The following is a 15,099-nucleotide window of genomic DNA, read 5'->3' on the forward strand; positions in this document are numbered from 1 at the left end:
TCTAAAAATTGGATGAATCGAAAGAATGATGGTCGTAAAAAGGAACTAGTACCGGTATGATTTTATGAGAAATTCCAGTAAACAAAGGGTTTATAAGATGTGAAACAAGAGTAGCAAAAGAATGCCAATCTCAATAACAAACTTTTTGATGTAGGTTATTTAAAGATTACAACCCTCTGTATTTATCTAAGGAATAAATTTTTTATTTAGTAATTACGTATTAATTATTTCTTAAAATGTGTTTTATATCGATTATTATAGTTTAAATACTGTTTTATAGGTGGTTTAAGTAATTTTATACCGTTAAAAATCCTACAAAATGATAAAAATTACGTGTATTTTGTACGGTAAAACCGTAAATTTTGTGTATTTCATCGATTTAAAAAACCACTTTGTCTAAAAGTTTTTAAAAGATTTTATAGAGAGGTTTTTTCGACTTAAATTTACATCAGTTAATCAAAGTAACTTAAGCCCCAATACTATGAAAGCTATCTTCTTTACCATCGCAGTTTTATTTTCTACTCTTACTATTACAGCACAAGATGTTGCTACTAATGAAGTTAACACATCTATCGAAAATGTAAAAAGTACTAAAACTGATTTTTTCAAAGCATTGGTAAAAGCGAATGACTTTGATATTGCAATTAAAGAAGTAAAGAAAGAAGTTGCTACTAATAAGAATACTACTAAAACTGAATTTTATAAGAGCTTATTAGAAAAAAATGGTTTTACTACAGATATTAGAAAAACTACTAGATTAACTAATGTAATCGATACAAATAAAAATACTCAAATAACTCAAAAAAATACAGTGGCTAGTTTATTACCATAATTTAGAGGTCTAAGAAATAGAATATAACTCATAGTAAAAAACTCCTTCTAATCGAAGGAGTTTTTCTTTTCATATGTTTTTATGTATATCATAAACGTATTCTCAATTGTAAGGAATCTATTTAAGTAGAATGGTTTCCAGAAGAAAGTAATATTGGTTCGACTTATTTGTTTTTTATTAATAGTTCTTTTCTGCTCGTAATATTTAATTTGCTGTAAATATTAGAAATATGAGTTTTCACCGTATTTACACTAATAAAAAGTTCATTTGCAATTTCCTTGTTGGTTTTTCCGGAAAGAATAAGCTCTTTAATAGTGTTTTCCTGTTTGCTTAATGATGAGGTAATAATGGTATTTTGTGCTTTTCTTCTTTTACGTAACACCAAGAAAATAAGGCTCCCAATTATTAATATAGCAATACCGTTTAGTAACATACTAACAGAATATTTTTGTTCAGCTTCTTCTTTGTAAACTAAAGAAAGCTTATTCTCTAAGTATAAAAATAAAGCAGGATCAATCTCACTAGATTTTAGTTCTTTTAAAAGACTTGTGTAATAGGAAGTGTTTTCCATAATGTCTTTATCCAGAAGTTTCTTATCATCCAGCTTTTTGATGCTAATTAGTTTTACTAACAAGATTTGAAGTGAATCTTTAATATATCCCTTTGTTCTAAGAAGATACTGGTCAGTATCAAAGCCATCATGTAAAGTGTCAAATTTAGATTCGAATTTCTTCAGTTGTTGCCATTCTTTGTCAGCCTTGTTATTCGTGGTATATGTTTCAAAAGGAGAAGATCCTTTTTCAAAATGTATAGAATCGTTTTTAGATAAAATGAATAATTTAGAGTCTTTGTTTTGTTTATTGGTAGTAGATGCTGCTACAGGTTCTAGTTGTATTTTGTATAAATGGTCTTTAGAGGAAAACCATTTTTGATCAAAAGAAAAATACCCTTGATCAGAAATGTTAGTAGAAGCTATTCTAGTGTATGAATAACTTTTGTCAGTATCATTTAAATCTACTTTACTTAGGTGAATTTTTTGTTCTACATCTTTATTATTTTCCAGAGGGATATAACCAGAGACGATGTCTTGCGCAATCCCTTGAAAAGCAATAGAAAGTATTGTTAAAAAAAGAAAAAACCTGTTATTCATTTGTTTCTGTAATCTTTATAAAGAAAATGATATGGTAAAAATACTAAAATATGAAATATCCAGATTTGGATAATAAAAAACCGCTTCAATTTCTGAAGCGGTTTCAATTACATGCTAAAAGAAGATAAACGCTTTTGTTTATTTAATCATTTCAAAACTACGCTTGATAAATTCTGTCAGTTCTTCACCTTTCAGTAAATTTTGAGATAATCTAGCAAGGTCTAAGGATTGTTTGATAAGACGTTCCTTCTTTTTATCTGTTTTAGTATCTTTTATCTGACTGATCAAATCATGATTGGTGTTTACGATCAGATTATACATCTCTGGCATATTACCAAACATATTCATTCCTCCGCCACCAGTTTGCTGCATTTCTTTCATACGACGCATAAATTCTGGCTGGGTAATCATAAATGGAGAAGCGTTACTATCCATTGCTTCTAGCTGTACTGTATAGGTAGAAGTAGGGATAACCTTTTCTAAATCTGTTTTTAAGGTTTCTTTTTCTTCATCAGAAAGTTTAGAAATGGTTTCTTCGTCTTTTTTGATAAGATTATCGATGTGATCACCATCTACACGAACAAAAGAAATGTTTTCTTTACTAGTTTCTAGTTTTTGAATTAGATGAGAAACAATAGGTGAGTCTAGTAATAGAACTTCGTATCCTTTATCTTTTGCAGCAGCAATATAAGCGTGTTGCGCATCTTTATCAGAAGCATACAGGACTACTAGCTTATTGTCTTTGTCTGTCTGATTATCTTTTATTTTCTCTTGTAATTCTTCAAAGGTTAGGTACGTGTCATCTACGGTTGGGTATAAAGCAAATTTATCCGCTTTTTCGAAGAATTTTTCTTCTGATAACATTCCGTATTCGATCACTACTTTGATATCGTTCCATTTCTTTTCAAAGTCTTCTCTATCATTTTTAAATAGAGAATTTAATTTATCTGCTACCTTTCTGGTGATATAGCTAGAGATCTTTTTTACAGCACCATCAGCTTGTAAATATGATCTAGAAACATTTAATGGAATATCTGGAGAATCAATCACACCACGTAACATAGTAAGGAATTCAGGTACTATACCTTCTACATTGTCTGTTACAAATACCTGGTTTTGATATAACTGAATTCTATCTTTTTGCATATTCATATCCTGCCCAAGCTTCGGGAAATACAATATTCCTGTTAGATTGAAAGGATAATCTACATTTAAATGAATGTTAAATAATGGCTCCTCGAATTGCATAGGATACAATTCTCGGTAAAAGCTTTTATAGTCTTCATCCTTTAAATCTGTTGGTTGTTTAGTCCAAGCTGGATTTGGATTGTTGATGATATTATCCACCTCTTGAGTAGGTGCTGGATCTTCTTCTTTAGCATCCTCTGGTTTTGGTAAGGTTTCAGTTTTTGTTCCAAATTTGATTGGAATAGGCATAAACTTATTGTACTTCACCAAAAGTTCGCTTATTCTGCTATCCTCAAGAAATTCAGACTCTTCTTCGCCAATATGTAAGATGATTTCAGTTCCTCTTTCGGTTTTATCATGTGCTTCTAAAGAATAGGTTGGAGAACCATCACAAGTCCAGTGAGCAGCAGGCTCATCTTTATAAGATTTTGTAATGATTTCTACTTTATCAGCTACCATAAAAGCCGAGTAAAAACCTAATCCAAAATGACCTATAATACCAGAATCTTTGGCACTATCCTTATATTTTTCTAAGAACTCCTCCGCACCAGAAAAAGCAACCTGATTGATATATTTTTCTACCTCTTCAGCAGTCATACCAATTCCCTGGTCAATAATATGTAGTTGTTTATTCTCTTTATCAATCTTTATTTCAATTCTTGGGTCACCATATTCAATTTTGGCTTCACCAATATTGGTTAGATGCTTTAACTTTAATGTTGCATCTGTTGCATTAGATATTAATTCTCGTAAAAAAATCTCGTGATCTGAATACAAGAATTTCTTAATCAAAGGAAAAATGTTTTCAACCGATACATTAATACTTCCTGTTGCCATTTTTTTATGTTTTAATTTTTATTATCACTATTGTGTCTCTCCATAGACAAAAAAAGTACCAATCCTATATTGCTGACAAACTGACATTATGATCAAATTATCCATAAGACGTAAGGATAATAATTGAATTGCGTCTACTTAAATATTAGAACTTTAAGTTTCATTTTTTATGAAACAACTTTAACAATTTTTTTGTTTAGGTTTTTTTAAAAAAAGTTAAACAATGACTATCTTTACTCTGTAAATTAATAGATATGGCATCATCCAGTAAAAAACAAACCGTAGACAGTCAGTACATCATAACTAAGTATATGAATTATGTTTTAGAGCATGATACATACCCTAAGTCGGTGTATAAATTTTGTAAAGAGTCAAAAATAAAAGAAGAAGAGTTTTATGAGTTCTTTGGTAGTTTGGATAGTGTAAACAAAGGAATTTGGAATACGTTCTTTAGCACTACTATAGACGCGATGAACAATAATAAAGAGTACGCTCATTTATCTAGTAAGGATAAAATGCTGACGTTCTTTTTTACGTTTTTTGAAATGTTGACATTGAACAGAAGTTACGTGCTATTAGCGCTACAATACCATAATATGCCTCTTAAGAATTTAACTCAGTTAAAAGGACTAAGAATGCATATCAAACATTTCGCCAAGGAATTGATCGAAACGGATAATGATGAAAAGTTATTTAAAATAGCTAAAAATCCAGTTTCCGTGTATTCAGAAGGAGCTTGGTTGCAATTTTTATTCTTATTAAAATTTTGGATGGATGATGAATCTGCTGGTTTCGAGAAAACCGATATTGCTATCGAGAAATCAGTGAATACCATATTTGATTTATTTGATAATACACCGCTAACCAGTGTTTTAGATTTGGGGAAATTCCTCTGGAAAGAAAAAGCCATGTGGAATTAATAGTTGAAAGTAAGATTGTAGATAGAGAAAAGGAATATGAAGACAATTGATAAAATACCCACTTCCAAACTAGGTAGAACCACAGAATTGGTAAAGACTGGTGTAAAAGTAGGAGGGAATTATCTGAAATATTATAGTAAAAAAGCGATAAACCCTAACATTACTAGAGATAAACTAAATGAAGATAATGCCGCTGATATTTATGACGGACTAAAAAATTTAAAAGGTAGCGCATTGAAAGTAGCGCAGATGCTTTCTATGGAGAAAAACATATTGCCGGATGCTTATGTTGAAAAATTTTCGCTATCACAGTTTAGTGTTCCGCCATTATCAGCTCCTTTAGTAAGAAAGACATTTAAGAAATATCACGGAAAATATCCGGAAGATTTATATGATACGTTTGCAACTCAATCTGTTAATGCCGCCAGTATCGGACAGGTACATAAGGCCGCTAAAGACGGGAAAAAACTTGCTGTGAAAATTCAATATCCTGGAGTTGCAGACAGCATAAGTTCTGATTTGGCGATGGTAAAACCTATCGCCATCAGGATGTTTAATTTAAAAGGGAAAGATTCTGATAAGTATTTTCAGGAGTTAGAAGGGAAATTACTAGAGGAAACTGATTACGTATTGGAAGTAAAGCAAAGTAAAGAGATTACAAATGCCTGCGCTAAAATTGAAAATCTAAAGTTCCCAAAGTATTACGAAGATTTATCTAGTAAGCGAATCATTACGATGGATTGGATGGATGGAGAGCATCTTAGTGAGTTTGCAAAACATAACGAGGATCAAGAAAAAGCCAATAGAATTGGACAAGCTCTTTGGGATTTTTATATGTATCAAATGCATATCCTGAAAGCTGTGCATGCGGACCCACATCCTGGTAATTTCTTGGTAGATAAAGAGGGAAATCTGATCGCAATAGATTTTGGATGTGTAAAGAAAGTACCGTTGGAGTTTTATACTCCTTATTTTGAATTAGCTGAAAGAGAAAATATTAATAATCCAGAATTCTTTGCTCAAAAGATGTTTGAACTCGAAATACTCCGAGAAGATGATTCTGAAGAAGAGAAGAAATTCTTCTCGGAGCTATTTTATGAGATGTTAAGTTTATTTACAAAACCATTTAATGAAGAAGTTTTTGACTTCGCAGATCAAGAGTTTTGGGATAAGATAACAGAGTTAAGTGAAAAATATTCTAAAGATACAGAGCTTAGGAAAATGAATGGAAATAGAGGAAGTAAGCATTTCCTATATATCAACAGAACATTCTTTGGGTTGTATAACTTATTACACGATTTAAAAGCAACAATTCGTGTGAAAAATTTTGAAAAGTACCTTTAGTCAGTTGCTAAGACTGGCTTTGGTTTGTTTATTTATTGGTTAGGTTGTTAGAAAGGCATGCTGTGGTTGGCGTGCCTTTCGCTTTTTTAAAAGAAAACATTTTACTAGTATAAACACTTTTATAGAGTTTATGCGTCATTCATCGAAAAAAAGAAAATTTCCACAAAGAAGTCGCTCTTAACAAATTTTCTGTTTATCTAATTTTATACCTGACAATACTTATTTGCTTTAACCACAAATTAGGTATTACAAACGATAAATCAGATCGGGAAAAAGAATAGAGATATGAATGTGCAGTCGATATATAATACCAAAAGAATAGATACTTTAGAAACTACGTTTTCCGTGTATCTTAATCAAAGATTAAATGTTATTTATATCGATTTGCATAGGAATGATGCTAACGTTTTTTATAAGATCTATAACAGAAAAAGAAAGCTCGTAAAAGAAAAATACAATCTTTCTCAGAGAAACACTTTATCTCTTCATTCTTTTCCCACTGATTTATATATCATCGAGGTTAGTGATGGCATACATAAAGTTGTGAAAACTATTTTGAAACTTACATAAGTACTATCGTTTTCCAAAAAAGCTCTAATCGTTTTTAATGATACGATGAGAGAAAATATTTGTTATGCATGCATACAATAAGCTTGTACTTTCTTTTATCAAAAACGTAAGAATACATATCTTGCCCTGCAGTTTTTTTAAACTGAATAGTAATAATTAATTATTACGCACAATACACACTCAATATTATAATATATGTATACTTCAAGAGTAACAGGATTAGGGAGTTATGTTCCTGAAAATGTTGTAACTAATGACGATCTGTCGAAAATAATGGATACAAATGATGCTTGGATTCAAGAGCGTACAGGTATTAAAGAAAGACGTCATATAAAAAAGGGAGATGGTAATAGTACTTCTATAATGGGAGTAAAAGCAGCAAAAATTGCTTTAGAAAGAGCAAACCTAACGAAGGATGATATAGATTTTATCATTTTTGCCACATTAAGTCCTGATATGTATTTCCCCGGAGGAGGCGTTAGAGTTCAGGATATGATGGATATGAATACAATTCCAGCTTTGGATGTTAGAAATCAATGTAGTGGTTTTGTATATGCTGTATCCGTAGCGGATCAGTTTATCAAAACTGGAATGTACAAAAATGTACTGATTATTGGAAGTGAGAATCATAGTGGAGGTTTGGATATGACAACAAGAGGTAGAGCAGTATCTGTTATTTTTGGTGATGGTGCCGGAGCTATGGTTTTATCTAGAAATGAAAAAGAAGATGGTAGTGGAGTATTATCTACGCATTTACATAGCGAAGGAGCGCATGCTAAAGAATTGTCGTTAGAAGGGCCAAGTACTGAACATTGGGTGCCTGAGATTATAGAAAAGAATGATCAGGAGAATATCACGTATTATCCATATATGAATGGACAGTTTGTTTTTAAGAATGCGGTAGTACGTTTTTCTGAAGTTATTAACGAAGGCTTACAACAAAATAACTTATCTCCATCGGATATAGATATGCTTATTCCGCATCAGGCGAATCTTAGAATTTCTCAGTTTGTACAAAAGCAGTTTAGATTATCTGATGATCAAGTGTATAATAATATTCAACGATATGGTAATACAACGGCTGCTTCGATCCCAATTGCACTTACAGAAGCCTGGGAAGAAGGAAAGATTAAAGAAGGTGATGTTGTCGTTTTAGCAGCTTTCGGAAGTGGATTTACATGGGGTAGTGCTGTTATAAAATGGTAACCTGATCAAACGACTGTATAAAATAAAATCGCGAAACTCATGGTTTCGCGATTTTTTGTTTTACCGGGTTATTTTTTTCTTTAAAGGCTAATTCAAATAAATTATAACCATAATGGTACTATAATAGACGTAACATATTGCATAGTGTTACAAAAACATTATAATTTTTACAATTATTTAACTTAGCAGGCTTTAATTTTGAAGATATTTAAATTTAACAAAAAATGTAGACATTCTTTAAAGAATTAACAAAATAATTAATTTTTCTAGAGTATTCCTCCACCAGATTTTTCATTTGAATCTCTTCGTTTTCTTCTCACTTTTCGATTTTTTCCACTACCAAAACGATAGGATAGTCCTAAAAATACGGTTTGTGTTTCCCCTTGGAATTGTCCATTTTGTTCAAAAGGAAAATCTCCAGAGAATCTAAAACGCATGGTGTTAAAGATATCGTTGAAATTAATGCTAGCCGTACCTTTTCCACCCAAGAAATTATATCGTGCACCAGTGTTTACGAAATAAAATGGTTTTGTTTTAAACTGTATTCCTTCTTGCTCACCACGATAGAATCCAAATATCTGAAAGGTCAAATTTTTAGTCGCCTTAAAATTGTTATTTATTCTGAAGTTGTATACCACTGCATCAACCTCGCTAGAAACTTGTACAATTTCATCTACTCCATTTACTTCTACAACATCTTCTACAATACCTTTTTGAGTTTGCGCATACAAATCAAAACTAGCATTAAAATTCCACCATTTTGTCGGTCGGTAGTTACTAGAAATTTCGATTCCATACGCAGAGTTGTTATCAAAATTCTCAAACGTAAGAATTTGTCCTTCTTCAACTGTTGGATCTGCTAATAGCGTTTGATTAATTTCATCATTGATAAGGCGATAAAATGTACCTGCAGTTATAGATCCTCCTGTCAATTTACGAGTGTAGTTAAACTCGATAGAATTTGTAAATTGAGGGTCTAATTCCGGATTTCCTCTAGAGGTAATTCTAGGAGTGCTCCACTCTCTTATTGGGTTTACCTGATTTAATCCTGGTCGGTCTACACGTCTGCTATAACTTAGTTGATAGGAATTTTTTTCACCAGGCGTATATGTTAGATAGGCTGAAGGGTACACAGTAAAAATATCATCTTCAAACACTTTTACATCGTTAAAAATAGCTTCTACTTGATAACTTTCTAATCGCGCACCTAGTTGATATGACCATTTCTCATAATTTTTACCATAAGTCGCATATAAAGCATGAATGTCTCTATCATAACGATATTTAGAATCATCAAATAGAGTAGATCTGTACTCATTATCGGTACGTCTTATACGTCCTTCATATCCTAACTCTAGCTTTGCTTTTTCTGATAGTGGGTTTACGTAATCTAGGTTGATAGTGGTATTTGTTCTTTCGTTATTTAATATATCATTATAATCTGGAGTAGCGCCGCCAGCAAAATTGAAATCATCATCACTATCGCCTTCAAAAACATTATAATCTACTTCTAATTCAATATTATGCCCTTCTTTCTCAAAGTCGTGTTTAAAATCAAAATTATAAGTAGAACCAAGGTTATCACTATCATTAATCAAGTTTTGGAATATGTTGTTTTCTGGATTATCGAGAAAGTCTATATCTGTAGTACCATTAATATTTCCATCAAATAAATTTTGATTTGTATATAACGATATGGTGTTCTTGTCATTAATATAGTAGTCAAAGCCTACCTTGAAAAGGTGAGATTTGTTATTATCTAAAAAACGAAAATCAGTTCTATAGTTTTGATCACCTCTAAAAATGAAACCTTGTTGTCGATTCTTTGTAATATTGGCTCCGTAATTTCCATAAACGTTTATTTTTCCACTTCGGTAATTCAGATCGATTGAGCTATTAAATCGCGCATTTTGATCCCAGTTTACACCCAAGTTGATGTTCCCGTTAAAACCAATATTAGCATTTTTACGTAGTACTATATTAATGATACCACTCATACCTTCGGGATTATATTTTGCCGATGGATTGGTTATTAATTCTACGGATTTAATCGATGTTGAAGGAATTTGTTTTAATAATTGAGTAGGAGAAATGTTTGTTGGTTTTCCGTCAATTAGTATCTGTACATTGGGGTTTCCACGTAGTGCGATATTCCCATCTTGATCTACATTAACTGATGGAATATTTTGCATAATTTCTGCAGCAGTACCACCAGTAGTCGTAAGGTCTTTTCCTATGTTTACTACCTTACGATCTATTTTTTGTTCGATCGTTGTGCGTTCTGCAATTATGGTAACATCATCCAGTGCTTGTGCTTCCTCTTCTAAGGAGATAACTCCTACATTAACATCTTTGTTCTTTCTAGATATTTCTATAGGTTGTGTATAACTGGTATATCCAATGAATTGTACTTTTAGTGTATAATTTCCATTAGGAATATCAGGAATAAGAAAAGTTCCATCTTCTTTTGTAATTCCTCCACTAACTAATTTATTAGCTCCGTCATTTACTACTATTGTTGCATAAGGAATTGGTTGTTTAAGGTTTTTATCGATTACTGTTCCCGAAATAGTACCAACAACTATACTGTTGCTAGGTTGAGCGGTAATCAAAGAACAGCTTATTAATAAAATAAATAAGAATACATTACGGGTGGTTTGCCTAATAGGTAGGTTGTTTTTTTTCATATTAAATGTGTTTTGATTGATGTATGCAAAACAATGTACTGGGTATTGCATAATATCAGTGCATTTGTTTTCCCTTTTTTACGTTGATTAAACGTATATCTGTATGACGATGTAACCTAAAATCTGTTACACAAAATATTTCTTTTAACAATTAATTATATAACCAAAGACCGCTCCTGGATAAGGAGCGGTCTTCTTATAATAATCAAATAGTAACACTAACCATCAACTATGAATAAAATTTGATTATTAAGTAACTAACTAACTAAATTTATGAAAAATCATATTTCTTTATCTATAAGACGTGCAGTACAAGTCTTATGTTACACCTGTTTTTTGTTTTTAACATTTTAGGGTTTATTTTTAACGTTTGCAGACCGTAATCGCTATGAATTAACGTTATTTTGCGACTAAAATCATGCTTATGAAGGGAAAAAAGACCTTAGTGTTGGGAGCTTCGCTTAAACCAGATAGATATTCTAATTTGGCAATACATCGATTGGTGAATTATGATCAGGCAGTGGTAGCAATTGGATTGCGATCTGGCGAGGTAGCAGGAATTACTATTCATACATCTCTGATGGCATTTGAGAATATACATACGGTAACCCTATACCTAAATCCTACCAGACAAAAGCAGTATTATGATTATATTATTGGTCTTTCTCCAGAAAGAGTGATTTTTAACCCAGGAACTGAAAATCCAGAGTTTTATGATATACTGCAAGAAGCAGGTATTGATGTTGAAGTTGCCTGTACTTTAGTATTACTTTCTACGGATCAGTACTAAACCTAAAAAGGTTAATAAGCCATTAAGAATTAAAATAAAGAACCCAAATTCGAAACCAAACCATTTGGCACTATTGATACTAATAATGTAAGATAGTATGGGTGATAGAATTGCAATGATAGGAACAAATCTATCTTTGACATTCATTTTAGTAAATAAACCAAAAGCATAAAGTCCCAAAAGTGGACCATAGGTATATCCAGCAAAAACAAATAACTTAGCAATAACGCTTTCATCTTTGATTACGTATTTAAAAGCTATGATCACTAATATTAATAATAAAGAAAATAGAATGTGATATTGTTTTCTCGCTTTTATTTGATCTTCAGGATTTAGTTTTTTTTCTATATCCATGATATCAATACTAAAAGAAGTGGTTAACGAAGTTAGTGCACTATCAGCACTACTGTAGGCTGCGGCAATTAATCCTAAAACAAAGAAAATCGCAATCCCAATTCCTAATCCACTCTGAGTTGCAATAATGGGGAAAAGTTGATCCTTATGAGCATCAATTCCATGTTGTCCCGCATATTGAGTTAATAATAAGCCTAAGCCCAGAAATACAAAATTGACTATAGTCAGAACTATAGTAAACCAAAACATGTTTTTTTGAGCATCTTTTAAGTTTCTGCAAGTAAGATTTTTTTGCATCATATCCTGATCCAAACCTGTCATAACAATGGCTATAAAAGCACCAGAAATAAATTGTTTTACAAAATGATCTCCACTTTTAAAATCATCAAAAAAGAAAATTTTAGAAAGGTCACTGTCTAAAACATACCCTATTAAACTAGTACCATCAATTCCTAAATCACTAGCGACGTAGTATACAGCAACCCCTACTGCAATTAGCATAAATAAGGTTTGTAATGTATCTGTCCAAACGATGGTTTTGATACCTGATTTAAAGGTGTAAAGCCAAATTAGAAGTATAGTGATAATCACAGTAATCCAAAATGGAATCCCAATACTATCAAACATAATAACTTGTAGAACATTTGCTACTAGAAATAACCTAAAACTAGCACCCACAATTCTGGATATAAGAAAAAAAGATGCTCCAGTTTTATAGGAAGACCTTCCAAAACGTTCTTCTAGATAGGTATAAATAGAAGTTAAATTTAGTTTATAATAGAGTGGTAGTAGTACTGTACCAATTACAGCATACCCAACGATATACCCTAATACAACTTGCATGTAGCTAAATTGCGAAGCTTCAACCCAACCTGGTACAGAAATAAAAGTAACACCGCTTAGTGATGCTCCAATCATTCCAAAAGCAACTATATACCATGGCGATTGGCGATTGGCTTTAAAAAAAGCGTCGTTTCCCGAATTCTTTCCTGTGAAATATGAGATTAAAAGAAGTACACCAAAATATCCGGCGATTAGAAAAAGAATATGTATCGGTTGCATAGAGTATTCAAATTAGTAAAACACCAAAATACGAATTAATCTATGACAATATCAATCTTAAACTACAAACTATCTATTTCTGGTATCGCTTTCGATCATGCCATCACGTAATCGAATGACTCTATGTGCATGAGCGGCAACTTCTTCTTCGTGAGTAACTAGGATTACCGTATTTCCAGCAGCATGAATATCATCAAATAACTGCATGATTTCCAACGAGGTTTTCGAATCTAGGTTTCCTGTTGGTTCATCTGCCAGTATAATAGAAGGTTTATTTACCAGTGCTCTACCTACAGCAACTCTTTGTCGCTGCCCTCCAGATAATTGATTGGGTTTGTGATCCATTCGATCAGCTAGGCCTACGTCTGTCAATACTTCTTCTGCTCTGGCATTTCTATCCTTTTTAGAAGTACCTGCATAAATCATGGGTAATGCAACATTATCTAAAGCGGTTGTTCGCGGTAATAAATTAAATGTTTGAAATACAAAACCTATCTCCTTATTTCTAATTTCTGCTAATTCGTCATCAGTCATTTTACTCACATCATTTCCATTAAGGTTATACGTACCATCGGTAGGGGTGTCCAAACACCCCAAAAGGTTCATAAGTGTCGATTTTCCGGATCCAGAAGGTCCCATAATTGCTATATAATCTCCTCTTTTAACTTCTAGATCAATACCTTTGAGTACATACACTGTTTCTTGGCCTAGTTGAAAATTTCTAATGATACCTTTAATATCGATAACGTTTTCCATGTGATGCTTTAATTATAGCGTAAGATACGATTTTAGCCTATATGACGTACGATCAATAAATTTGTTACAATAAAATAGATTTAATTATCAGAGTTTTCTGGGATATGATGATTCCATCCCGTTCTTTTTAATTTAAGAGGCTTTAAAAATGAAGGAATTTTTAGTTATTTGGGTGTTGTTTTTATGGTAGATTAGTGCTATCTTTAAGAGATAAGATCAACATCTTAAAATAAGGGATATAGTATTTGGAAATATGTAAATAGAAAGTCTGTTTGCATTAATCTCTAAATATACCAATATGTCTTTACACAACCCACCAAGTAAGAATACTACCGAAAACCAAATTGTACTTTCCAAAGAATTTGTAAGTTCTAAAAAGAGTCTTTATCATTTTGTCACTCATATAAACCATGATTTTATGTTATGGAATGACAACGAAAGAACAGATTCCTTTTCTGATGCTCAAAATCCTATTTTGCAAATTGATATTCCCAAGATCATCCAAAAAAGATTTTGGTTACAATTATATACTAAAACAAATACTTACCTGATTAGCCAATGTTTAACCTCGGAAAGAGAATGGAAATGGGTGACTACAACCTTCAAAGTAAGAAGAAATGAAGACAATGAGATTTTGAATTATTTAATTGAGAGAAACATACCTTCTAAACGTGCAATCAGTAATATCGGTTCATTGTACAAAAAACTAGTAAATATCGAAACAACCATGGGAGTGGAGGTAGCAAATAACTATTTTAATAAATTTCTTTTGGAAAAAAATAAAACATATGACCAGTACATGAAAGAATTATGTTTATCTACAGATAGGACTATGTTAAAAGTGAACTATCATAAAAATAATGCTATTCCTTCTATTTCCTAATGATAAAATGCTCTTTTGCTTGTTCGGTTCTAAAAAATACAAATCCTAGTGAATAGGTATCTATAGTTACAGTTACTTTTGGATGCTTTTTTATGGTGTTCCAGAGGTCGAAATTTTGTTTGGTATATCGGATGGAATTTATAAGTAATAAAGAGTCATTATGTGTGCTTTTTATTATGGTATTTAATACATCCATATTTGATGTAAAGTAATCAATGTCCAAAAATACCAAATCGAACACTATATCATTCTGAAAAGAAGTATACGTAAATATCTTATTGTCTTCTGATATAATTTGGGCAATAATATCTGGTTTTTTCTTGAGGACAAGCGCTTTTTTATAATCTAAATAGGGAATAGTGCGATTTAATAGTTTGGCAGAATTTAGATTAATACCAACATTTGAGTTTTTATTTATAATTGATTGTATTTTTCCATAAGATTTTCTTTTAGTCCGATTATAAAAACATTTGGTTACCAAGCTGTAAACAAAGGGTGAATGAACCCCATGTTGATTTGT

At 31.8% G+C, this 15,099-nt stretch carries 12 protein-coding genes; 6 read left to right on the forward strand and 6 right to left on the reverse strand.

What is annotated here, in order from left to right; genetic code table 11:
- Window positions 1-481: 481 nt before the first annotated feature.
- On the forward strand, window positions 482-832 hold the full coding sequence (locus Q1A73_RS19975) for a hypothetical protein (RefSeq protein WP_299609256.1): 351 nt from the start codon (window positions 482-484) through the stop codon (window positions 830-832).
- Window positions 833-995: 163 nt separating this feature from the next.
- Here the strand turns inward: Q1A73_RS19975 and Q1A73_RS19980 are convergent, their stop codons facing one another.
- Window positions 996-1,982 (reverse strand): response regulator transcription factor, encoded by a 987-nt coding sequence (locus tag Q1A73_RS19980; protein ID WP_299609258.1) that lies wholly within the window; start codon window positions 1,980-1,982, stop codon window positions 996-998.
- A gap of 138 nt (window positions 1,983-2,120) precedes the next feature.
- Entirely contained in the window at window positions 2,121-4,007 is a 1,887-nt protein-coding gene (gene htpG / locus Q1A73_RS19985) for a molecular chaperone HtpG (protein WP_299609260.1), read from the reverse strand.
- A 254-nt stretch (window positions 4,008-4,261) separates the two neighbouring features.
- Here htpG and Q1A73_RS19990 point away from each other — a divergent pair, with 254 nt between their 5' ends.
- The 3 genes from Q1A73_RS19990 to Q1A73_RS20000 all read left to right on the forward strand — a co-directional run bounded on the left by Q1A73_RS19990 (window position 4,262) and on the right by Q1A73_RS20000 (window position 8,047).
- Window positions 4,262-4,927, forward strand: a complete 666-nt coding sequence (locus Q1A73_RS19990; protein ID WP_299609262.1) for a TetR family transcriptional regulator C-terminal domain-containing protein — start codon at window positions 4,262-4,264, stop codon at window positions 4,925-4,927.
- Window positions 4,928-4,963: 36 nt separating this feature from the next.
- Window positions 4,964-6,271 carry an AarF/UbiB family protein gene (locus Q1A73_RS19995; RefSeq protein ID WP_299609264.1) on the forward strand — a complete coding sequence of 436 codons (1,308 nt, stop codon included), beginning with the start codon at window positions 4,964-4,966 and terminating at the stop codon, window positions 6,269-6,271.
- Between the two features lie 765 nt (window positions 6,272-7,036).
- Entirely contained in the window at window positions 7,037-8,047 is a 1,011-nt protein-coding gene (locus Q1A73_RS20000) for a beta-ketoacyl-ACP synthase III (protein WP_299609266.1), read from the forward strand.
- Window positions 8,048-8,313: 266 nt separating this feature from the next.
- Here Q1A73_RS20000 and Q1A73_RS20005 read toward each other — a convergent pair whose 3' ends face one another.
- The gene (locus tag Q1A73_RS20005) at window positions 8,314-10,734 is read right to left on the reverse strand and encodes a TonB-dependent receptor (RefSeq protein ID WP_299609269.1); all 2,421 of its coding nucleotides are present in this window, start codon (window positions 10,732-10,734) and stop codon (window positions 8,314-8,316) included.
- A 424-nt stretch (window positions 10,735-11,158) separates the two neighbouring features.
- Between Q1A73_RS20005 and Q1A73_RS20010 the strand changes: the two genes are divergently transcribed.
- On the forward strand, window positions 11,159-11,524 hold the full coding sequence (locus Q1A73_RS20010) for a CoA-binding protein (RefSeq protein WP_299609272.1): 366 nt from the start codon (window positions 11,159-11,161) through the stop codon (window positions 11,522-11,524).
- On the opposite strand, the gene Q1A73_RS20015 is transcribed toward Q1A73_RS20010, so the two are convergent.
- The gene (locus tag Q1A73_RS20015; protein ID WP_299609274.1) at window positions 11,501-12,940 is read right to left on the reverse strand and encodes a sodium:solute symporter; all 1,440 of its coding nucleotides are present in this window, start codon (window positions 12,938-12,940) and stop codon (window positions 11,501-11,503) included. The genes Q1A73_RS20010 and Q1A73_RS20015 overlap by 24 nt on opposite strands.
- A gap of 69 nt (window positions 12,941-13,009) precedes the next feature.
- A complete protein-coding gene (locus tag Q1A73_RS20020) occupies window positions 13,010-13,696 on the reverse strand; it encodes an ABC transporter ATP-binding protein (RefSeq protein ID WP_299609276.1) in 687 nt (228 codons plus the stop codon).
- Between the two features lie 298 nt (window positions 13,697-13,994).
- Here Q1A73_RS20020 and Q1A73_RS20025 point away from each other — a divergent pair, with 298 nt between their 5' ends.
- The gene (locus Q1A73_RS20025) at window positions 13,995-14,579 is read left to right on the forward strand and encodes a hypothetical protein (RefSeq protein ID WP_299609279.1); all 585 of its coding nucleotides are present in this window, start codon (window positions 13,995-13,997) and stop codon (window positions 14,577-14,579) included.
- Here Q1A73_RS20025 and Q1A73_RS20030 read toward each other — a convergent pair.
- On the reverse strand, window positions 14,569-15,060 hold the full coding sequence (locus Q1A73_RS20030; RefSeq protein WP_299609281.1) for a hypothetical protein: 492 nt from the start codon (window positions 15,058-15,060) through the stop codon (window positions 14,569-14,571). The two genes, Q1A73_RS20025 and Q1A73_RS20030, sit on opposite strands and share 11 nt — an antisense overlap.
- Between the last annotated feature and the right edge of the window lie 39 nt (window positions 15,061-15,099).

This window comes from uncultured Aquimarina sp. (genome assembly GCF_947492115.1).
GTDB lineage: Bacteria > Bacteroidota > Bacteroidia > Flavobacteriales > Flavobacteriaceae > Aquimarina.

Bases quoted from the DNA above. Each gene is read 5' to 3' on its own strand.
- Q1A73_RS19975 (WP_299609256.1), top strand. From the start codon at position 482: ATGAAAGCTATCTTCTTTACCATCGCAGTTTTATTTTCTACTCTTACT.
- Q1A73_RS19980 (WP_299609258.1), bottom strand. From the start codon at position 1,982: ATGAATAACAGGTTTTTTCTTTTTTTAACAATACTTTCTATTGCTTTT.
- htpG (WP_299609260.1), bottom strand. From the start codon at position 4,007: ATGGCAACAGGAAGTATTAATGTATCGGTTGAAAACATTTTTCCTTTG.
- Q1A73_RS19990 (WP_299609262.1), top strand. From the start codon at position 4,262: ATGGCATCATCCAGTAAAAAACAAACCGTAGACAGTCAGTACATCATA.
- Q1A73_RS19995 (WP_299609264.1), top strand. From the start codon at position 4,964: ATGAAGACAATTGATAAAATACCCACTTCCAAACTAGGTAGAACCACA.
- Q1A73_RS20000 (WP_299609266.1), top strand. From the start codon at position 7,037: ATGTATACTTCAAGAGTAACAGGATTAGGGAGTTATGTTCCTGAAAAT.
- Q1A73_RS20005 (WP_299609269.1), bottom strand. From the start codon at position 10,734: ATGAAAAAAAACAACCTACCTATTAGGCAAACCACCCGTAATGTATTC.
- Q1A73_RS20010 (WP_299609272.1), top strand. From the start codon at position 11,159: ATGAAGGGAAAAAAGACCTTAGTGTTGGGAGCTTCGCTTAAACCAGAT.
- Q1A73_RS20015 (WP_299609274.1), bottom strand. From the start codon at position 12,940: ATGCAACCGATACATATTCTTTTTCTAATCGCCGGATATTTTGGTGTA.
- Q1A73_RS20020 (WP_299609276.1), bottom strand. From the start codon at position 13,696: ATGGAAAACGTTATCGATATTAAAGGTATCATTAGAAATTTTCAACTA.
- Q1A73_RS20025 (WP_299609279.1), top strand. From the start codon at position 13,995: ATGTCTTTACACAACCCACCAAGTAAGAATACTACCGAAAACCAAATT.